Consider the following 20,464-nt stretch of genomic DNA (forward strand, 5'->3'; position numbering starts at 1 on the left):
CGCCATGCCGTCCGGCTTTTTTACGCCCGGACGTTGACAAGCAGGCTTGAACTGCAGCCTTTTTGGCGTCACCCTCCCAGACACCACAACTCGAATTTCAAAGGACACCACCATGCTCGACGAACAACTCAAGACCCAACTCGCCGCCTACCTGGAGCGCGTGCAGCAGCCGTTTGAGCTGGTGGCTTCCCTGGACGACAGCGAGACGGCGCGCGACATGCGCGAGCTGCTGACGACCATCCAATCCCTGCGCAGCGACAAGATCACCCTGCGCACCGACGGCAACGATGCACGCAAGCCATCTTTCAGCCTGCAGCGCGTGGGCGCCACCAACAGCCTGCGCTTTGCCGGCCTGCCGCTGGGCCACGAGTTCACCTCGCTGGTGCTTGCCCTGTTGTGGACGGGCGGCCACCCACCCAAGGTCGAGCAGGATGTGATCGACTCCATCAAGGCGCTGGACGGAGACTTCAACTTCGAGGTCTACATGAGCCTGACCTGCCACAACTGCCCGGACGTGGTGCAGGCGCTGTCGCTCATGGCCATCGTCAACCCGAAGATCAAGACGACCGTGATCGAAGGCGGCGCCTTCCAGCAGGAAGTGAACGACCGCGAAATCATGGCCGTGCCCATGGTGTTCCTGAACGGCCAGGTGTTCGGCTCCGGCCGCATGACCATCGAAGAGATCGTCGCCAAGCTCGACACCGGCTCTGCCGCCCGCGAAGCCGCGAAGCTCAGCGCCAAAGACCCGTACGACGTGCTCATCGTCGGCGGTGGCCCCGCAGGTGCCGCAGCCGCCGTGTACGCCGCCCGCAAGGGCATCCGCACCGGCGTGGCTGCCGAGCGTTTTGGCGGCCAGGTGAATGACACGCTGGCCATCGAGAACTACATCTCGGTGCTCGAAACCGACGGCCCCAAGTTCGCCGCCGCGCTCGAAGCCCACACCCGTGCCTATGGCGTGGACATCATGAACCTGCAGCGCGCCGACAAGCTCATCCCCGCTGCGCAGCCTGGTGGCTTGATCGAAGTGCAGCTGGCCAATGGCGGCTCGCTCAAGGCCAAGACGGTGATCCTGTCCACCGGCGCCCGCTGGCGCAACGTGAACGTGCCCGGCGAAGCCGAGTACAAGAACAAGGGCGTGGCCTACTGCCCGCACTGCGACGGCCCGCTGTTCAAGGGCAAGCGCGTGTCGGTCATCGGCGGCGGCAACAGCGGTGTCGAAGCTGCGATTGACCTCGCTGGCGTGGTGGCCCACGTGACGCTCATCGAGTTTGCCGACCAGCTCAAGGCCGACGCCGTGCTGGTCAACAAGCTCAAGAGCCTGCCCAACGTGACCATCCACACCAACGCGCAGACCACCGAAATCACCGGTGCTGACGGCAAGGTGAACGGCCTCAAGTACAAGGACCGTGCCACTAATGTGGAGCACACCGTGCAGCTGGAAGGCGTGTTCGTGCAGATCGGCCTGGTGCCCAACACCGAATGGCTCAAGGGCACGGTGGAGCTGTCGCGCTTCGGTGAAATCATTGTCGATTCGCACGGTCGCACCAACATCCCCGGCGTGTTTGCGGCGGGCGATTGCACCACCGTGCCTTTCAAGCAGATCGTGATTGCGGCGGGCGATGGCTCCAAGGCAGCGCTGAGCGCTTTTGACCACCTGATCCGCATGCCCGTGGTGGCTGAAGGTGCCAAGGCGCAGGCAGCGCAGCCCGAGGCCGTTGCTGCCTGATGTCGTGCAGGGGATGGGGGCGGATGCTGCCCTCGTCCCTGCAGGTAGGGCGGCCCGGAGCGTGGATCCAGCTGCGGATTTAGGCCTGGGCCTTTTGCCACTCAACCACGCAAAGTCCTTCAACCCGGTCTGGGCGATCCGCTGTTTTTGTAGGGGTTCTACAAACCTCCCTAGAATCCGGCTGCCCATGCGCCGCTTGCTGTTGCTCTTCCTGTTGGTGTTCATGCCGCTCCAGTCTATCTGGGCGGCTGCTTCGCCCTATTGCGGGCATGAAACGGCGCCGCAAGCCTCGCACTTTGGCCACCATGTGCACGATCATGTGGCCGATGAATCCCCTGTCCATCCAGCCAAGACATCCAGTGCCACCCCGGCGGACATGGACTGTCACGCCTGCCATGGTGCGGGCAGCGGTCTCGCGCACAGTCCCGGTGACCATGCCATCGTGGTGACTGCAGCACGCCCGCTGGCCCAGGCGGCACCAGCCTGGCCTCCAGCCCCCCTTTCACGCCCCGAACGCCCCAATTGGCCCGTCCTCGCCTGAGCGGCGAGGCGGGGGCTCTGGGCTGTCCCGTTTCCATTTTGTTGATGGTGTTGAAGAGCTGCCTTTTGAGGCAGTCGCGACGCGCGCGCTGACGCCTGCGTGTGCTGCTGATCGTCTCTCCCTCCCATCGCGCCTCGCCGATTTCAACCTGTGGCCTCTGGCCACTGCAGAGGAATCGGATGCAATCAACGAAACGACGACACCATGCGCCCGCCGCCGTAGCGGCTATGGCGCTGGGCGTGGCACTTCTGGGCACTGCCGCACAGGCCCAGGCCCCCAACCCCGGCACAGCGCCGCTCACGCTCCAGGCCCTGTTCGAGCAGGCCCGGCAGCGCCAGCCCGAGGCGCAGTCAGCAGCTTTGCGGCGCGAGGCTGCGCAGGCCACACGCAGCGCGGCGGCAGCCTGGACGGCCGAGCCCGTGGCGCTGGAGCTGTCCACCAAAACCGACCGCCCCGGTAGCAACCAGGGCAGCCGCGAAGCCGAAGTGGGCCTGGCCCTGCCGCTGTGGCTGCCCGGCGAGCGCGCCCGCAAGGCCGCGCTGGCCGACGCCGAAGCGCAGGCGCTGGACAGCCGTCAGCGCGCCGCGCAGCTGCAACTGGCCGCCACCGTGCGCGAAGCGTGGTGGGCCGCGCAGCGCGCGCAGGCCGATCAGGCACTGGCGCAAGACCGGCTGCTGAACGCGCAGCGCCTGGCCGCCGACGTAGCGCGCCGCGTGCGTGCGGGAGACTTGTCGCGCGCCGACCACGCGCAGGCCGACGGCGCCGTGGCCCAGGCCGAAGCCGCCATGGCCGAGGCCCAGGGCGCACGGGACGCAGCGCAGGCCGCACTGGCCGCCTGGGGTGTGCAGGCCGCGCCCACCATGGCGCTGGCGGATGGGGCAGAGCCCGAGCCCCCCGTGCCCGATGCCACGGCAGCCGCTGCCCAGCACCCTGCGGCGGCCGACTGGCAGGACCAGGCCGAGGTGGCCCGCCGCGCGGCCGACCTGGCCGCCGTGCAAACCCGCGCCAACCCCGAGCTGACGGTGGCCGCCACGCGCGGCCGCGAGCAGGCGGGCGACCGCTACCAGCAGACCTTCACCGTGGGCCTGCGCATACCCCTGGGCGGGGGCGACCGTGCGCAAGCCAAGCAGGCCACAGCCCGCGCCGATGCCATCGATGCCGAGGCGCGTGCTGCCGTGGAGCAGAGGCGCCTGGCCGCCGACATCGCCGCCGCCATGGCCCGTGTGAAAGCCACCCAGGCCCAGCGCGACGCCTCGGCGCGCCACGCGGCGCTGGCACAGGGCACACGCGGCTTTATCGACAAGGCCTTCCGCCTGGGCGAGGCCGATGGCCCCACGCGCCTGCGTGTGGAGCTGGAGGCCGCCCAGGCCGAACGCCAGCTGGCCCGCGCCCGCATCGATGCGGCCGCCGCCATCTCCCATCTGCGCCAGGCCCTGGGCCTGCTGCCGCAATGAACTCCCTGTGAATCCCGACCAATTTTTAAGACGACCATGACACTCTCTTCCGCTTTCTCCACACTGGGCCTGGCCCTGCTGCTGGGCTTTCTACCGCCGACCGCGCTGGCTGGCGCAGGCCATGACCATGGCGAAGCCCCCGTCGCCGCTGCGGGCACAGCCCTGCCGCGCTTTGCCGCCACCTCCGACCTGTTTGAACTCGTGGGCGTGCTCGACGGGCAAAAAATTGCGCTCTATCTGGACCACGCGGGCGACAACAGCCCCGTGAAAGACGCCCGGCTGGAGCTGGACATCGCGGGCACCAGCGTGCCCGTCACCCGCGTGGCCGAGGGCGAGTTCCAGGCCACCCTGGCCGCCCCGCTGGCCGAGGGCGTGAGCCCCGTCACCGCTACCGTGGCCGCAGGCAATGAGACTGACCTGCTCGCAGGCGAAATCGACCTGCACCCCGCCGCCCACACCGAAGCCGCACCCGCAGGGCTGGCCCGCCGCACTGTGCTGATCGCAGGCGCCGTGGCCGCCGTGCTGCTGGCGCTGGTCGCCGTGTGGGGTTTGCGCCGGGGCCGTACTGCCCGCATGGGCAACACCCAGCGCGTGGGAGGTGCAGCATGAAGCGCTTCCACCCCATGCCTTCCTTGCTGGCCCTGCTCATGGCCGCCGCGCTCAGCGCCCCCCTGCCAGCCCTGGCAGGCCCCGGCCACGACCACGGCGACGCACCGCCCGCGCCCACCGGCAACGGCCCCAGCCGCCAGCCCGATGGCAGCGTGTTTCTGCCCAAACCCGCGCAGCGCCAACTGGGCGTGCGCACTCTTGTGGCAGCTACCGGGCAACACGCCAAGGCTTTTGAACTGGCAGGCTCCGTGGTGATGGACCCCAACGCGGGTGGCAAGGTGCAGGCCATGCTGGCCGGGCGGCTGGAGGCCGGGCCCAAGGGCCTGCCTGGCGTGGGTCAGGCGGTGCGCAAGGGCGAGGTGCTGGCCTATGTGGTGCCCACGGCGGGCGCCATCGAGCGCTCCAACCAACTGGCCCAGCAGGCCGAACTGCGCGCTGCGCGCGACCTGGCCGCACGGCGCGTGGCGCGCCTGCAAGAGTTGGCCGACACCGTGCCGCGCAAGGACATCGAAGCGGCCGAGAGCGAGCTGCACAGCCTCACCCAGCGCCTGGGCGCCGTAGGCGCGGGCCTGGCCACACGCGATGCGCTGGTGGCCCCGGTGTCGGGCGTCATCGCCTCGGCCAATGCCGTGGCCGGGCAGGTGGTGGATGCGCGCGAACTGGTGTTTGAGGTGGTAGACCCATCGCGCCTGCGCATCGAGGCCCTGGCCTATGACCCGGCCCAGGCGCAGAGCGTGGCCGGTGCCACGCTGGTTGCGGGCGGGCAGCGCGTGCCACTGCGCTTTCTGGGCGCGGCGCGCAGCCTGCGTGATCAGGCGCAGCCGCTGCAGTTTGCGGGCGACTCGTCTGCGCTTGGCACCTTGGCCCTGGGCCAGCCCGTACGCGTGTTCGTGCAGTCCACCGAAAGGGTCGATGGCGTGCAGGTGCCCGCCGCAGCGTTGCTGCGCAACCCGGCCAATCAGACCATCGTGTGGGTCAAGGAGTCGCCCGAGCGCTTTGTGCCCCGGGTCGTCACCTCGGTGCCGCTGGACGGCACCTCGGTGGCCGTGACCTCGGGCCTCCAGCCCGGCGACCGCGTGGCCACGCAGGGCGCCACGCTCATCAACCAGGTCCGCTAAGGAGTCACGATGTTCAAGTGGCTTCTCGAAAACAGCCTGACCCACCGGCTGCTGGTGCTCATCGCAGCAGCCGTGCTCATGGCCTACGGCGCCCTCACGCTCTCGCGCACGCCGGTGGACGTGTTCCCTGACCTCAACAAACCCACCGTCACCCTCATGACCGAGGCGGGCGGCATGGCCGCCGAAGAGGTGGAGCAGCTCATCACCTTCCCGCTGGAGACCACCATGAACGGCCTGCCCGGTGTGGAGAGTGTGCGCTCCACCTCCAGCGCGGGCCTGTCGTTCATCTACGTCACCTTTGACTGGAGCACCGAGATCTACCGCGCGCGCCAGATGGTGTCTGAGCGCCTGTCGTCCATGGAAGAGGGCCTGCCCAGCGGCATCACGCCGCGCATGGGGCCCATCAGCTCCATCATGGGCGAGATCATGCAGGTGGCCATCCCCATCGACGCAGGCAAGACCACGCCCATGGCCGTGCGCGAGTACGCCGACTGGGTGCTGCGCCCGCGCCTCATGGCCATCCCTGGCGTGGCGCAGGTGATCCCCATCGGTGGCGAGGTGCGCCAGTTCCAGGTGCTGCCCGACACGGCGCGCATGGCAGCGCTGGGCATCACGCACGACCAGCTCACGGGCGCGCTCAAGGGCTTTGCGGCCAATACCTCGGGCGGATTTCTGGAGCTGGGTGGGCGCGAATACCTCATCCGCCACCTGGGCCGCACCTCGCGGCTCGAAGACCTGCAGAACCTGGCCCTCACCGCCAAAAACGGCCAGAGCGTGCTGCTGCGCCAGGTGGCCGATGCAACCTTTGCCGCCGCCACCAAGCGGGGCGACGCGGGCTTTGAAGGGCAGGGCGCCGTCATCCTGGGCATCCAGAAGCAACCCACGGCCGACACCATCGGCCTCACGCGCAGCATCGAGGCCGCGCTGGTGGACCTGAAGAACTCGCTGCCCGCAGGCATGGAGGCGCCGCGCGTCACCTTCCGCCAGGCAAGCTTCATCGAGGCCTCGGTCACCACGCTGCAGGGCAAGCTCATGGGCGCCTCGGTGTTCGTGGCGGTGATTTTGTTCGTGTTCCTCGGCACGCTCAGGCCCACGGTGATTGCGCTCACGGCCATCCCGGTGTCCATCTTCATCACCGCGCTGGTGTTCAAGTATTTCGGCCTGTCGATCAACACCATGACGCTGGGCGGCCTGGCCATTGCCATTGGCGGCCTTGTGGACGATGCCGTGGTCGATGTGGAGAACGTGCTGCGCCGCTTGAAGATGGACCGCGCCAAGCACCCGAACCACCGCCTGCACCCCATCGAGGTGGTCAAGCTCGCGTCCATGGAAGTGCGCTCGGGCATCCTGTATGCCACGGCCATCATCGTGCTGGTGTTCCTGCCGCTGTTTGCACTGCCGGGCATCGAGGGGCGGCTGTTTGTGCCGCTGGGCATTGCCTTCATCGTCTCCACCGTGGCATCGCTGCTGGTGTCGGTCACCGTCACGCCGGTGTTGGCGTTCTACCTGCTTCCGCGCATGAAGAACCTCGACCACGGCGACACCCGCGTGGTGGCCTGGCTCAAGGCGCGCTACCGCAGCGGGCTTGTGGCTGTGCTGGCGCGGCCGCGTGCAGCCCTGGCCGTGAGCGCGGTGGCGGTGGCGCTGTCGGCAGCGGCGGTGCCGTTTTTCCCCACCACCTTCTTGCCGCCGTTCAACGAAGGCACGCTGCTCATCGGCATGCGGCTCAACCCCGGCGTCACGCTGGCCGAATCGAGCGCGCTGGCCCGCCAGGCCGAGGTGCTGGTGCGCCAGGTGCCCGAGGTCACGCACGTGGGCCGGCGCAGTGGCCGCGCCGAGCTGGACGAACATGCCGAAGGCGTGCACGTGAGCGAGCTGGACGTGGGCCTGCTGCCTGCGGCGGAGCTCAAGCGCAGCATGGCCGAGGTGCAGGCCGACATCCGCAGCCGCCTGGCGCACCTGCCTGCCGCCATCGCCATCGGCCAGCCCATCTCGCACCGCATCGACCACATGCTCTCGGGCGTGCGCTCGCAGATCGCCATCAAGCTCTTTGGCGACGACCTGGACACCCTGCGCGGCCAGGCCGAGGCCCTGCGCGCGCGGCTGGCGGGCATCCCCGGCCTGGCCGACCTGGAGGTGGAAAAGCAGGTGCTGGCACCGCAGATCACCGTGCGCGTGGACTACGCCGCCGCTGCACAAATGGGCGTGCCCGCACCCCAGGTGCTGGCCGCGCTGCAGACGCTGGTGGAGGGCGAGAAAGTGGCCCAGGTGGTGGAAGGCAGCCGCCGCTTTGCGCTGGTGGTGCGCCTGCCCGACAGCGCACGCTCCATCTACGGCCTGGCGCGTGTGCTGATCGATACGCCACGCGGCCCCGTGCCGCTGTCGCGCCTGGCCACCATCGAAGAAGGCGACGGCCCCAACCAGATCAGCCGCGACGACGGCAAGCGCCGCATCGTGCTGTCGGCCAACGCGCAGGGCAGGGCGCTGTCCGACGTGGTGGCCGACATCCGCCAGGCCGTGGGCGACACGCGCCTGCCCGAGGGCTACTTCATCACCCTGGGCGGCCAGTTCCAGGCGCAGGAAAAAGCCAGCCGCCTGGTGGGCCTGCTCGCCATCGTTTCGCTGGTGCTGATGTTTGTGGTGCTCTACACCCGCTACCGCTCGGCCACGCTCTCGGCCCTCATCATGGCCAACATCCCGCTGGCGCTGGTGGGCGCGGTGCTGGGGCTGTGGGTGTCGGGCCAGCCGCTGTCGGTGGCGGCGCTGATCGGCTTCATCACGCTGGCGGGCATCTCGGTGCGCAACGGCATTTTGAAGGTGAGCCACTACCTCAACCTGATGCGCGTGGAAGGCGAGCGCTTTGACACCGCCATGATCGTGCGCGGCTCGCTGGAGCGGCTTTCCCCCGTGCTCATGACCGCCCTGGTCACGGCGTTTGCGCTGGCCCCGCTGCTGCTGGAGGCCGAGCGCCCCGGCACCGAGATATTGCACCCGGTGGCGGTGGTGATCTTCTCGGGCCTGATCAGCTCGACCCTGCTCGACACCTTCCTGACCCCCGCCCTGTTCTGGCTGTTCGGCCGCCACGATGCCGAGCGCCTGCTGGACGACAAGAACGTCGGGGCGTTCTGATTTTTGTCGCTGTCTCAACCACCCTTTGAAAGGATTTTCATGAACACCAAATACTTCTTTGCCGCGCTCGCGCTGGCGGTGAGTGGCGCTGCGTTTGCCGTCGGCAACCATGGCCACGACTACAAGCCGCTGCACGGCGGCATCGTGGTCGAAGCCAACGACATGGACTACGAACTGGTGGCCAAGCCAGATACCCTCACGCTGCACCAGCGCGACCACGGCAAGCCAGCCAAGACCGAAGGCGTGAGTGCCAAGCTCACCTTGTTCAACGGCACCGAAAAATCCGAAGCCCTGCTGGCGCCTGCGGGGGAGGGCAAGCTGGAGGCCAAGGGCGCGTTCAAGGTCGCCGCGGGCACCAAGGTGGTGGCGCTTGTGACACTGCCGGGAAAGAAGGCGGCGAATGTGCGGTTTGCGGTGAAGTAAGCCGCTGCCGTAGATAGAGAGCGTTGTGCATTACGCGCCGCCGCGCTGGCTTTGGCTGGCGTGGCGGTGTGTGGCGGTGTGTGGCCTGTTTCAGTGGCGGTGCTCCATGAGAATGGGCGAGATGGGCGCACCCGTCGTTTCAGTAGTGAGGTGTGCTGAAATTTGAAAAAGATTAGGCTCTACCGCTTGTCTGTCAATCGCTTATTGCTATCAAATTGATAGTGATTTGGTTGATGCTGGGCGCAGGGTGCTTAGCTTGCGTGGGCGGGAATAGGCAGATTTTTTGGGCGGAGTGTCTGGCCGTTTTAGGCTGAACTGAGTCATTCAGGTCCGTGCCTGAACAGCAGCAACCGCCAATACCAGTCGCCGAGCGCCACCATTCCTGAACGCCCGCTTCACCCTCAGCATCGGTCATTTGACCGCGCGGCTCGTCGCGCCTGTGTAAATTCGCCTCGGCTAGTCTGACGCGCGTTCTGTTCGGCGGACGCATTTCAGCTTGTTGCCACAGTCAATTACCTCTTTGGTGGACGCGCCAACTCGAAGCGGCCGATCATGAAAGCCCCGCTTCTGGAAAAGTTCAATCGACCGCTGAGTCGGGCGAGGCTTCATCAGGCCTATGTCCTATTCCCACTGCACGAGTAGTCGCGGATTGTTGTCGGCAATGCTCGCACCGCCGACTTGGACATCCAGTTCGTACACACCCGCGAAGTCCGGCGTGTCAACCTTCAAGGCCAGCGAGTCGATAGGAGCGCCGATGTAGCTGACGGACAACTTGCTGGCAACTGCTGGTGACGGCAACGGCTGGCCGTCGCTTCCGGCGAGCCGAGACACGACGATCTCCGCTTCTATTTTTCCGGTTGGCGTGTTGAAGAACAGCACAATTGGCTCTCGGAAGCCAGGCGTCACCACCTCGTCTCGGAGACTAATCCGTACTAGCTCCGGCTTGAATTGAGAGGACAAGACCCCCTGCTTACCTAACAGTGCGCCAAGCGTCCGAAGAACCTCTGGCGTCTTGTAGAGACCGCCGTGGTCCCCACCTACCGCGAGCTGCTGCATGCCCGGAATGGACGCGCTCCAGCTCGGTACAGTCCCATCTCCGCCATCGGTGATTTCCACGCCTTCAGGAAGGGGCCGGTTCGCTGGAAACGCTCCGTCCTCCGTCTCGACTGCGAAGTTTCCTTGGACGTTGCAAATCGTGTCTTGCCTCGTTCCGATGAAGCAGAAGTAGACGACCCCGTCCGGCTTCTTCGCGGTATCTAGCGCGGCGTGGAAGGCCGCAGCAGACGCAAGATTCTTAGCGTTCAATCCAAGCAGCTTCGCGGTGCCGTCTTCATAGACCTTTGCAGGTTCCAGGCGCGCTTGCGGGTCAGTGTTCCAAAGATACGGCTCGCTGCGCGGTGGCATCAACTGGTACAGCGCCGGAAATTCATCCTGGTCGGCAATCTGCTTGACCTGCTTGGCGTTGAGGAAAAGGCGCTTAATCTGGCCCATCGCAGCGCACAACGCCAGCGGCGCTCCGCGGTGAGGCGTGCCAATGGTGATGAGGCGTTGAATCCGGTCGAATCCCAGGCAGTTAGCCGCCGAGTAGGAGCCCGACTCGAGGAAGTAGCGGCTGACCAAGCCTCCCATCGAGTGTGCAACGATATTGATGACAACGTCTTCGCCATGGTCCGCCCGCAGCTTCTTGACGCAATCTGCCAACCGGTCAGCCGCCAAGCGGTTGTCTTTGCGCCAGTCATATGGGCAGACGATGAGCGTTGGCGGACCCGCCTCCTCATCGAAGCCGCACAATTTGAATGCCTTGATGAGACTGGCGTACTGATTGGAGATGGACACCTTTCGGATGATGTCGCCGATCAGCAAATCCGGCCGCAGCAGCTTCTCCATCTTCCCGTATGGGAAGAGCATCTCAGCCGGAGTACCAGGCCAGATAAGCTCATCACCAAGGTAGAGCTCAGACCCCATGATGCCAGGGATAAAGACGCTGACTTCAGCCACGGTGCGTCTCCTTCATGCGAGCAAGAGCGGTGACCAGGCTCTTGGCGTTCTTCGCCTCGTCCTTATCCTTAAAGTGCTTCATGCAGTCGGCGTCGATGTGCATCCCGCGAATGCTTTCGACGAGTTCCGTCCGTTCATCATTGAAGTCAAAGATGCAGCCACGCGTTTCTTCGTGATACTCCATGTTGTTGCGCGACGCCAGTACCTGAGCCGCAATTAGCATTCCAATCGCCGCTTCGTAAGGCCTGCCTGCTTTCGTCGAAAACTCGCGTACATCACAGGTCGATACCACGGACACGTCCCCGTTCCCGGCCGCAAAGTAGTTCCACCGAGGAGCCCCTTTTTCTTCGAATGCAATCATTGCCGGCGTCAGGGCAACTAGTACATCCAGCTTGTTCTGTTTCCGTACTGACTCGCCAAAGAAGTAGAACTCGTCAGCAAGCATGTTGCGCTTGAGGTCCTTGGACTCTTCCTCCTTCAACGACCGACCCAACAACTTTTCGGCCCATCTGGCCAGCGGCTCCTCTGTTTTTATCAGCCCGGCCGGCACAGGTGTCTGTACTTCAAGGAAGACCAAAGCATCCTGGCTCTTGTTCATAACCTTGAGCAGATCCGGAAGCCGCGACACCCATGCCCCCAGGTCCAAAATCCCGACGGTGGAGGCGATGCTTCCGGAAGCCGCACGTTCAACAACCTTGAGCACCTCAGAAGACAAATCGGCAGCTGCCGGCAGAGCGGCCTTGACAACTCTCCGCTTGGCCGTCTTGGTAACAGTGGGCGACAAGACCTGATTCGAACTGGACACCAGAGCTTCCAACAGGCCGGGTGGCACACGGTCCATCACCAGCGTCCTTGACTGCTTCTTCAACGCTGTACTAACCATGTTTTCGGCTGTCTTCCGTAGAGACGTGAACTCAGCAGGACGGTTGACAATGCTGTAGGGGTTCTTGGACTTCATCATGCGTCTCCTCGCGGCACAAAGAGTTGATCGCCACCGGGCAGCCTATACAGAGCAGGAATTCCCCACTCAACCACTGCGCTCGCAGGAGGCATGGTCCTGCGCAGGGAATCCTGCAGTGCGACTCGACCTGACATCACCGCTGAATCAATGTTGCCTTCACGAAGCAAACGTTGGTAGAGTGCTCCAACAAAAGGGGCCACCGACTTAGTTGGAATTGAGGTTTGGTTCGCTACCACTGCAGGAATTCCGTTGCGAAGCAGTGCCGTCGCTACCGGCCCAAAGTCATCCTTGATATCCCCTGCGCCCGTCAAGCATGCGCTGAGGATGACTAGGCGAAGGTTCTGCCCACCGAGCGCGACGGCCACCTGCTCAGCGGTTATGAAGTCTGACTTCTTTGTGGCGACATCAACCAGCACAAGACGCCCCTCGCCGTCCACGATGCAGCCATGCCCCAAGAAGTGGAAGACATCATAAGAGTCAGCGTCCAAAGCCCTCAGCAGGGCCTCGCTTGTAGCTGCAGGGATAACTTTGAGAGTCGCCAGTCCATCTGTCTGCGCTTCGAAGACACGGCGGATGTTGTACTCTACGTCCTGCCAACCTACCCCGGCTTGGTCAATGGGGTCCGCAACTGCCAACAGCACCTTCAACTTCTTCAGTGACCTGGTTGGCGCGGGATCTGACGGAGCGCAGATGGGAAGTACACGAACTACACAGCGGTCCCGATGAGGAACCGCCATACGATCATGTGGCCGGATGAACTCCCAGGGAATCCGCTGAACGCTTGGTTCGTCGGTCGCAATCTGGATACTGAAATTCGGGCTCGGAACGCGGTTGTACAGGCGCAGGACCTCGCCATGGAAGATGTGATCGAAGAGGCGAGTTCCGACGTCATCGAGCTCCGCCGGCGTAGGCCGCTCGCCTCCGAGCACGACTTGCTCAACCCGTTCGGTAAACTGAATGAACGACTGAATCTCTGGATGTGCCAAGTCGAGCCTTGTGACCGCTGTATCCGGACCGCGTCTGGCTACAACCAACGCCTGGCGCTCAGCACAACCCTGAAGTACAAACAAATCCATAAGTTCTACGCCTCAAGCTTCATCAGCTCAGCGTTGTTCTCAAAGTCGTCTTTTGCGACCTCAAGAAGCGATGCGAAAGTGATGTTCCTGCCCCCACCGCCTTGCTGGAGTGTGCGCAAGGCGGCGTGCCAGGCAACCCTGCCGTTCGCTTGAAAGGCGAGTCTTGAGAGATCACCGCCAGCGCGGCTCCAGACCTCCTGGTCTCGCGGGCCAGATGGGTACAGGTCTACGAGTGCCTCTTCGAGAGCCTTCCAGTTTTGTGGCCCAGTACTCGTCAGCGAGGGGCCGTTGCCAGGAGAATTTTTCCCGCCGCGACTCAAAGCGACGGGAAAGTTGCCTTCAATCTGGTCTGCATGAAAAACAGGGTGTTGCTCGCTAATCACTTGTGGCACTTGGTCGGCGACATATCCGAACAAATCGAACACTCGTACAAATCCGCTGGCCGTCGGGTCTGCGGAACCTCGCAGCCCCTCCAGCAGGGCCGTGGTGAACACACTATTTCGCGCGTCGGGAAAGATGGACGATTCCTCGCTGGCGCGGCAAGAAGCCATGAGCGCCCGACCGCTGCCGTTGGCAAGCTTCGCGAAGGTCTTTTCGCTGTAGCCTGACTTGAGGTAAGGCGTCTGTCCGTCGCCAACACCTTTGGAGATAGCAGTCCCTCCGGCGTGGCAGGCGTCGACAAAGACCAGAAGCCGCTTCGCCTTCACCTTCATCAGTGCACTCGAGAACTCATCCGAGCTGATGGCCGTGGTCGGCAATTCCTCCGGATCGCTGTCCACTGTTAGCAGGAAACTGTCCTCGTAGGTTGCTTCGTCAAGCACGGCACCATGGCCTGAAAAGTACACGCACGCAGTGTCCTCAGCGCCAACTCTGGATGCTAGGTCCTCAAGCGCTTCCATGACTGCCACACGGGTGGCTTGAGCGTCCAGTAACGCTACGACATTCACCGGATCGTAGCCGCACAGGTCCTGGGCCGAAAGGGTTCGTGACAGATCCAGGACGTCGTTGCGAACGGCTATGGGCAGATTCGTAACGAAGCGGTAGTCAGTAACTCCGATTAGCAGCGCATGGCCCTGCGGGAAGCCGGGTGTAGTCATAGTGTATTTCTCGTAGAAGCTTCGCTCATCGCCGATACGACCCAACGATGTCGCTGTCGCTCGCGTACAGGCGAATCTTCTCGTTGGCGTAGAAGTCCTTCGCCATCTCCGCAAGGAGATCTCTGGCAGTTGGCTTCCCTCCGTGTCGAATCGACAAGAGGGCTGCGTGCCATCTCGCTTGACCGCTGGAAATCTTGGACGGTAGCGCAGCGTTCTTCCCACCGGCCCTAGACCACAGTTCACCGGTATCAGGGCCATCCGGATAGAGCTCGCAGGCTTCTTCCTCGAGCGCCGCCCATTTCTCGGTCACGGTGGGTTTGCTGATGCCTAGAAACCAGCACTTGACTAGGCCGAGTAGGCCTGCACATGCCCTCAGCGCCGGCAGGATGTCATGGCGACTTCTGGCGTACCGGTCGGCCAGCTCCTTCGCTGCGCGCTCCCACCTCCGGCTGGCCATGAGTAGGCCGAGTTGCTCCGCGGCAGCTGAGGACACGTGCCGGTGGGCTGTCAATGCGCTATGTACCCACGAGAGGAATCGGTCCTCTGGGAACGAGGGCAGAGCACTGATGATGGCGAGTCCGGGCTCGAGCGGGAGGTTCGCTCCACCGGGCGCCGTGCGTGGCACCAAGACGTTCAGGATGACCCGTTCAAGCGGATGTTCGGGTGATGTGACGCCGTCCCCCTTGATAGCTGCCTGAATCCAGCCGGTCGCTGTCGCCTGCAAGTAGGCGTCTCGGCAAGAACTCGGTAGAAGCTGCCAAACATGGCTACGCTCGGAAAAGCCAGTCAGATCGGCGAGCGGTGTTGTGGACAGGGCCTCGACCAAAGAGTCGTCGACCTGCTCCCGGTTGACCAACTGCACCAGGACGACATTGCGCGCTGCGGTAGCGTCGCGCGGCGCATTCCACAGTGCCGGAGACTTCTTTAGAGAAGCGCTCCAAACCGCCTGTTCGGTGAGGTCCTCGCACTTAATGCTTGCCAATACGGCCGGTTTTGACACAGCCGCCTCAGCAGCAAGTGTCACCAGGCGCTGATCCTTCAAGGTTTTTGCGCATTCCAGCAATTGAGTGGCGCTGGCATGGCGAAGGGCTAGGCGCAGACCTGCATCGCTTCGTCCACTCCTCTCGGCCTTCAACTGGCGTTGCGCTGATTCCAGCGGCGTGTGTGTGGCCGACAGCACTGCTCCATGTACCGCAAGCCACTGCTTGCTTAGAACCGCTTTCAGCAGATCGTCTAGGGAGTCGGCATTGAGCTTGGTCGGGACGGCTTCGGCTAGGTGCTTCTCCAGGGCGGGATCGGTCGGGAAAATCGACAGGGCTGCTTCGAAAGCAGGCGTGCTGCGCTCAGCCATTCGCCAGACTGCGGGGAGTGCAGCTCCGGCTTTGCCGGTCGCAGCTATAAATCCTGCGGCGACAGCACCACACCAGGCAGGACGCGCGGCGTCTACGTCCACGGCCATCGTCAGCATCTCCTGGACAACGTCATCGTTGAGCGGTGCGAAGTCCAGGCTGGAGACGCGCTGCTCGACGGCCAACCACAAGGCGCGGGAGTCCTTAAAGCCAGAGAGGTCCAGGTTCCTCATTGTCAGCAACTGCTGGTAGGTCACCTGCGAAACCTCTTCCGCCAGCTTTTGGACCAAGGCGGCCTTCTGTGGAATGCCGCGCGCAGGATCGCTGGATAGGCCGCCAACAAGTCGGCTGGCCGCAAGGAGGTCATCAAAGCCTCGTCCTGGTGCCAGCAGATGGTGGGCGCGCTCAAGCCGGGGCAGTTCCTTGACTGCGGTGACCTCGATACCCAACTGCGCCGCGAACTCCAGGATGGGCTGGGCGTCACGCTGACCGCAGAGGATGGCGGCAGCTTCACCCGCGGGCTCCAGGTCGTCCGGTGCCAGGACTCGATGCTTCGTCCATCGCGCCCGAAGTTGTTCAGGACTGCACACGATGGTTGGCAGCGGTTCGACCAGATCATTGGGGCCAAAGCTGAGCCTGAAGGAGAACGTCCTGCGAAGTGTGGGCCAAAAGTTGCGCCAAAGGTCAGCAACCAAGGCTTCAAACCCCACCACGCCGAGCCGGATGACAGGTCCGGCTGACCGCTCAGCGAGTGCATTGGCTGCGCCCGTGAGTTCGGCTGCACGCGAATATGGCTTCTCTGACGCAGTCAGCTCAATTGACGGGATGGCGCTGGGCAAGTCCTGCAGTGACGGAATGAGGTTTTCAAGCAGCTCGGAGATGTCCGTCAGTTCACAGATCTCTTCCAAGCGGGCGATGAGCGCATGCGAAAGCACCATGCCGCTGCGGGTTGCGGTCGTGTCGAGGAAAGTCCGAGCAAGGATGTAGTGGTCCCCCAGAGGAAAGCCCCGCACGAATGGCGACCAGGGCACTCCAGGCGGTGCGGCATCCGGCAGATCAAGCCTCAAAGCCAGCTCGGATACGATGGGCATGTCGGTGCTTGCGATCCTGAGCCCGTGCCCGCGACCCTGCACCTCGCCGTAAATGGCTTGCTCAACTTGCATGCGGTTAAGCGCCGTGGGCGAGTAATTGCTGGATTGGGAGGGTGATGTCCTTCGTCCGAGTACCGTTGGGAAGCACGACGAACCCGAAGCCTTCCGGTCCATGAATCGCGTAGTCAGGGTCCGGTTCAGTCTTGCTCAAAGGACGTTCGAGTGCAGAGAGCCCCATGACGATCGGTCCGGCCCAGTTGCTACGGACGAAGGACCACAGTAGGGGCAATCGCGAAGCGACTAAATCTTCCGGCAATTCATTGGTGTTCAGTTCGTCCCAGCAGCTGAGAAGAATCGTCAGGCGCGGTTTGGCCAGCGGCGACTCCGGGTGCAACTGGGCCAGGTGAAGCAGCATCTGAAGTAGCTCGATAGTCCTTGCCTGGTCTGAAAGCTCCCTAGTCGGACCTTCCTCAGCTGTTTCCGTTCCAGCGAAGACAGTAAGTGGGCGCGAGAAGATGTCGTCTTCCGCGCGCATCGAGTGAAGGCGTATCAGAACGATCCAGTCGGTCGCTTCCAAGACGCGATCTCGCCAGTCTGCGGGAATCTTTCGCTGGGTGACCAGATTGCGAACCTGCTCGCCTCCGTAGTCTGGCCAGACCAGATCAGCGGCGTGGCCTGCGGCGTCGGCGATTGGCCAAACGCTTTCGACGTAGGTGGTGGCGGGCGTGTGGTCAGTCGCTCTCCCTTCGGTGAGGCAACTGAGCGCTGCGGAGAATGGCTCCAGGTTTGTCGCGGCGCCGGACATGCTGAGCGCGCAGCCCTTGACCATCAATCGCTTCAGGAACTGCGCCCCGTAGTGGGTCTTTCCGACGTTTGACTCGCCGATAAGCAGGATGGAGTGTTTCGTTGCCACCGGCTACCTCCTGCCAAAGCGGAAAAGTGGGTCGTGCCCTAGGACCTCGGTCTTTGGGAGGATCGCCGCAGGCCGCCTTGTAGATAGGATCCAGTTGAAGAGCTGTTGAAATTCTTCGTTGGAGTTGGCTCCTTCGCGCGGCATGACGCTCACGGTGAACTCTGGGAGGCCTTGGGCCCCAGCGGCGACTGCGTCTCGAATTTTTTGCTCCATGGCTGGAGCAACCTCAACGTCGCTTTTGGTCCAGACAAGCGACAATCGCCGCCCACGAGACTCGGTAATCACGCGTTGGGCCATAAGCTGGAAATCGTTTCTGGCGGTTCCCATCTTGGGGCCCGCGAGAGCTTGGCGGTCTGCAATCAGCAGGGTCACGTCTGCCCGACGGGCAATCCACCGGGCTCCCTCGGCGTCAGAAGCTTGCTCGTTAATAGCCCACTTCTTGAACCATTCTCCCGGAGCGTCGGCAAACACGAAGTCCCGCAGGGAGCCGTCGCTTGACCGAAAGCCCAGGTGCAGCAAACCAGGCGAACGGGCGGCGGTGCTAGGCGTGTGGGCAGGAAAACGAGGTGGCTGGCCCGGCTTCCAGCGCAACGATGACGCTACGGCCTCCCAGCCGGCCAAGGTGTAGCTACCGCTGAAGGTATCTTTGACGGGCCTGAGCGCACCTCGCCCGAGCAGTGTGTAGAACGCCGCCAGGATAGTCGTTTTCCCGGCGCTCTCCGGGCCAACAATGCCAACCGTGATGGGCTTGGTTCTGCCGCTGATATAAGTGAGGTCGTACTCGCCCATCGCCAGCCCGCTCCAGGGGAGCAAGATCTGACTTAGGTCGGACGGAGCACTCCCGCCAGCCTTCAGCGATCCTCGCCACTGGGGGCACTGCTCGAGTTTCATGTGGCCGAGCGTGCACTGTGCGTTGTCGTCGGGGAAACAGTTGGGATGCGGACATGTGTCCATGGCCGGGCCTATTTCTTACGGGTTTTCTTTGCCGGGCTGCCTGCTGTGGCACGCGCGGATTGAAGTTCGCGGAACAGGTAGGTGCCCCAGGCGGATGGCGTCAGCTTGGCGGACGAGTCGATGCCAGAGAATTGCCTGAACGCGGTGCTGTCGAGCAGACCGTGCTCTGCTGGATGCCCAATCAAGGAAAGCAGCGGGGCTCGCCCGGCGGGCGCAGGCACGTACTGGGCAGCGACTGCCCTCAATGGCTGTAGTGCAGTGCCCGTCCGCGCGCCACGCAGCAAGGCGTCAGCGTCAAGTTCGACGGTTTGGATCGCTTCGTCGGCCAAACTACGAACTGCCTCGTTGAGGAATGCAGAAACGCTCGAGGGCGAGTAGATCGGGAGCAGGTCGTGAAGGTCGAGCGCCATCAATGCGGCTGCATCGAACGGATCTAGGTCGCGGTAGCTTGCATGAGCGCTCGGAGAGTAAAGCGCCTCTTTCCACCAAAGCAGGTTTGTCCGACGTTGAAGTCCAGCGGTCGCTCCGCTGAAGCTGGCGAGCGCGCCTTGAACATGTTCGGCAACCGCCGCGGAAAGCGATGAGAGCGGCCCTGAGATGTCGATAGGAGTTGGTGACATTGCCTTAACAACTCCGCTAAATTCCGTGGCAAGGATGGCAGCCAACCTATTCGCAAACTCCTTACCCCAGTCCTGGGGATTGTTCTGAAAGTGGTATGGGTTCCTTTCGGCCTGGGGGCCCCAAGGTCCAGTGATTGGATAAATCTTCGCCCCCAGCGCTTCAAGGTCCACAGCATAGGCCCTAGGCTTGGCTGCGGCCGCCGCCGGTGGGGAGTACTGCATGTCCCCGACAGTGATCATTTCTGGCGTGGTCCACTCGGCTTCTGCGCGAGCGTCAACCTTGGTTTCAATCTCCGCGAGAACGTTGCGCCAGATTGATGCCTCATCAGATGACTCGCTATACGCCAGGGCATTGCGCGCCGTGCTCACAAAGGCAACAGCTATGGCGTCGTGCGCCCGGGAGGCCTGCGCCAAAGCGTCGAGTAACACTGCACGAAGGATGGCTACAGGACGTCCAGAAAACGCGTTAGAGACGGTTTCCCATTGCTTGCGCAGCGCAGCCATCGCTTCTTCGATGGTCGGGTCCATCGCGGCAATACGAGGGTCGGCAGCGACCATCGTGAATGTAGCGGTCTTTGCTGGTGTCTTGCCAAGCAAATTCGCCAGATCCTTCGCGGTGGAGCGAAGCTTTCCTAGCTTGTCGTCATCACCTTTAAGGTCAATGACTCCAGCCTCCAAGAACTGCATCAGGATCTCTTGTTCCATCCCTAACCCTCCATCGATACATATTACATGAGCGAGCCATTGCGACGACGAGCCGCTTGGCATGCAGCTACGGCAGGCGGGTAGAGGGAATACTCCCGGCGCATTCCTGTATGCATTACACCGCGGCTCGTAGGCTTCCGAGGTGTGCGTCGGAGGAGTAGGAGGATTTTTGTGCAGTGTTGTTGAGCACATGCTGCCATACTTAATCTGCCTAGCGCGCCGCCCTATCGGGGAGGAATGTCATCTCATGTCCGCGTTTCAACGACAGCGTCCTTGCGAAAAACTGGAACTGCGATGGTCAGGGATGGTCGAGACAGGGTGGCGAAACGTAGAGAAGCGGTTATTGGTGACGCGAGGACTGCCTCGTGAAAGTTCTACGACCGAAGTACCCTGTGAGCGGCCCTTCCCTCCATCGCTCTGTAGCCGCACCCAATGACTGCTTGATGCCGAACAGCGTGAGTACGAGAGCGGGCACCCACTGGCAGCAACCGCTGCAGAGCAGCCCCTGCTGATCTGAGTTGAATTGAAATGCCTTCGCATGGTCGAGCCACTCTTCGGCTGAGCATCGGTTCCAACGGCCTCCCTGCTACGCGGGCTGCCTGCCCGGCCCAGCCTCATCGGTAGAAGTTTGCGCCCGACCGATTCCCCCAAGACCACCTTCCGCTTCACTCGCTCATGCCCCCGCATGCAGCGCGGCCTG

General features: G+C 63.3%; 14 protein-coding genes. 6 read left to right on the top strand and 8 right to left on the bottom strand.

What is annotated here, in order from left to right; translation table 11 throughout:
* The first annotated feature begins 112 nt into the window (after window positions 1-112).
* From ahpF to IB236_RS03540, 6 genes are all read left to right on the top strand, one after another.
* Window positions 113-1,726: an alkyl hydroperoxide reductase subunit F gene (ahpF, locus tag IB236_RS03515; protein ID WP_192418824.1), complete on the top strand. Its 1,614-nt coding sequence runs from the start codon at window positions 113-115 to the stop codon at window positions 1,724-1,726.
* Between the two features lie 720 nt (window positions 1,727-2,446).
* Window positions 2,447-3,721 carry a TolC family protein gene (locus IB236_RS03520; protein ID WP_192418826.1) on the top strand — a complete coding sequence of 425 codons (1,275 nt, stop codon included), beginning with the start codon at window positions 2,447-2,449 and terminating at the stop codon, window positions 3,719-3,721.
* Between the two features lie 36 nt (window positions 3,722-3,757).
* The gene (locus tag IB236_RS03525) at window positions 3,758-4,330 is read left to right on the top strand and encodes a hypothetical protein (protein ID WP_192418828.1); all 573 of its coding nucleotides are present in this window, start codon (window positions 3,758-3,760) and stop codon (window positions 4,328-4,330) included.
* Window positions 4,327-5,448, top strand: coding sequence for an efflux RND transporter periplasmic adaptor subunit (locus IB236_RS03530; protein ID WP_192418830.1), 1,122 nt, complete (start codon window positions 4,327-4,329; stop codon window positions 5,446-5,448). The genes IB236_RS03525 and IB236_RS03530 overlap by 4 nt, the downstream gene beginning before the upstream one ends.
* Window positions 5,449-5,457: 9 nt before the next feature.
* Window positions 5,458-8,577, top strand: a complete 3,120-nt coding sequence (locus tag IB236_RS03535; protein WP_192418832.1) for an efflux RND transporter permease subunit — start codon at window positions 5,458-5,460, stop codon at window positions 8,575-8,577.
* Window positions 8,578-8,616: 39 nt separating this feature from the next.
* Entirely contained in the window at window positions 8,617-9,000 is a 384-nt protein-coding gene (locus IB236_RS03540) for a hypothetical protein (RefSeq protein ID WP_192418834.1), read from the top strand.
* 621 nt (window positions 9,001-9,621) lie between these two features.
* Here IB236_RS03540 and IB236_RS03545 read toward each other — a convergent pair.
* The 8 genes from IB236_RS03545 to IB236_RS03580 all read right to left on the bottom strand — a co-directional run bounded on the left by IB236_RS03545 (window position 9,622) and on the right by IB236_RS03580 (window position 19,764).
* Window positions 9,622-10,998: a hypothetical protein gene (locus tag IB236_RS03545; RefSeq protein ID WP_192418836.1), complete on the bottom strand. Its 1,377-nt coding sequence runs from the start codon at window positions 10,996-10,998 to the stop codon at window positions 9,622-9,624.
* Window positions 10,991-11,956, bottom strand: a complete 966-nt coding sequence (locus tag IB236_RS03550; protein WP_192418838.1) for a hypothetical protein — start codon at window positions 11,954-11,956, stop codon at window positions 10,991-10,993. Before IB236_RS03550 ends, IB236_RS03545 begins: the two co-directional genes overlap by 8 nt.
* Window positions 11,956-13,035 (bottom strand): CHAT domain-containing protein, encoded by a 1,080-nt coding sequence (locus IB236_RS03555; protein ID WP_192418839.1) that lies wholly within the window; start codon window positions 13,033-13,035, stop codon window positions 11,956-11,958. Before IB236_RS03555 ends, IB236_RS03550 begins: the two co-directional genes overlap by 1 nt.
* A 5-nt stretch (window positions 13,036-13,040) precedes the next feature.
* Window positions 13,041-14,132, bottom strand: coding sequence for a caspase family protein (locus IB236_RS03560; protein WP_192418840.1), 1,092 nt, complete (start codon window positions 14,130-14,132; stop codon window positions 13,041-13,043).
* 25 nt (window positions 14,133-14,157) lie between these two features.
* Window positions 14,158-16,644 carry an effector-associated domain EAD1-containing protein gene (locus tag IB236_RS03565; protein ID WP_192418841.1) on the bottom strand — a complete coding sequence of 829 codons (2,487 nt, stop codon included), beginning with the start codon at window positions 16,642-16,644 and terminating at the stop codon, window positions 14,158-14,160.
* A gap of 4 nt (window positions 16,645-16,648) precedes the next feature.
* The gene (locus tag IB236_RS03570; protein WP_192418842.1) at window positions 16,649-17,485 is read right to left on the bottom strand and encodes a hypothetical protein; all 837 of its coding nucleotides are present in this window, start codon (window positions 17,483-17,485) and stop codon (window positions 16,649-16,651) included.
* 3 nt (window positions 17,486-17,488) lie between these two features.
* Window positions 17,489-18,274 carry a hypothetical protein gene (locus tag IB236_RS03575; protein ID WP_192418843.1) on the bottom strand — a complete coding sequence of 262 codons (786 nt, stop codon included), beginning with the start codon at window positions 18,272-18,274 and terminating at the stop codon, window positions 17,489-17,491.
* Between the two features lie 173 nt (window positions 18,275-18,447).
* Entirely contained in the window at window positions 18,448-19,764 is a 1,317-nt protein-coding gene (locus IB236_RS03580; RefSeq protein ID WP_192418844.1) for a GTPase-associated system all-helical protein GASH, read from the bottom strand.
* Window positions 19,765-20,464: the final 700 nt, after the last annotated feature.

The organism is Acidovorax sp. ACV02 (genome assembly GCF_014851475.1).
GTDB classification, from domain to species: Bacteria; Pseudomonadota; Gammaproteobacteria; order Burkholderiales; family Burkholderiaceae_C; genus Acidovorax; species Acidovorax delafieldii.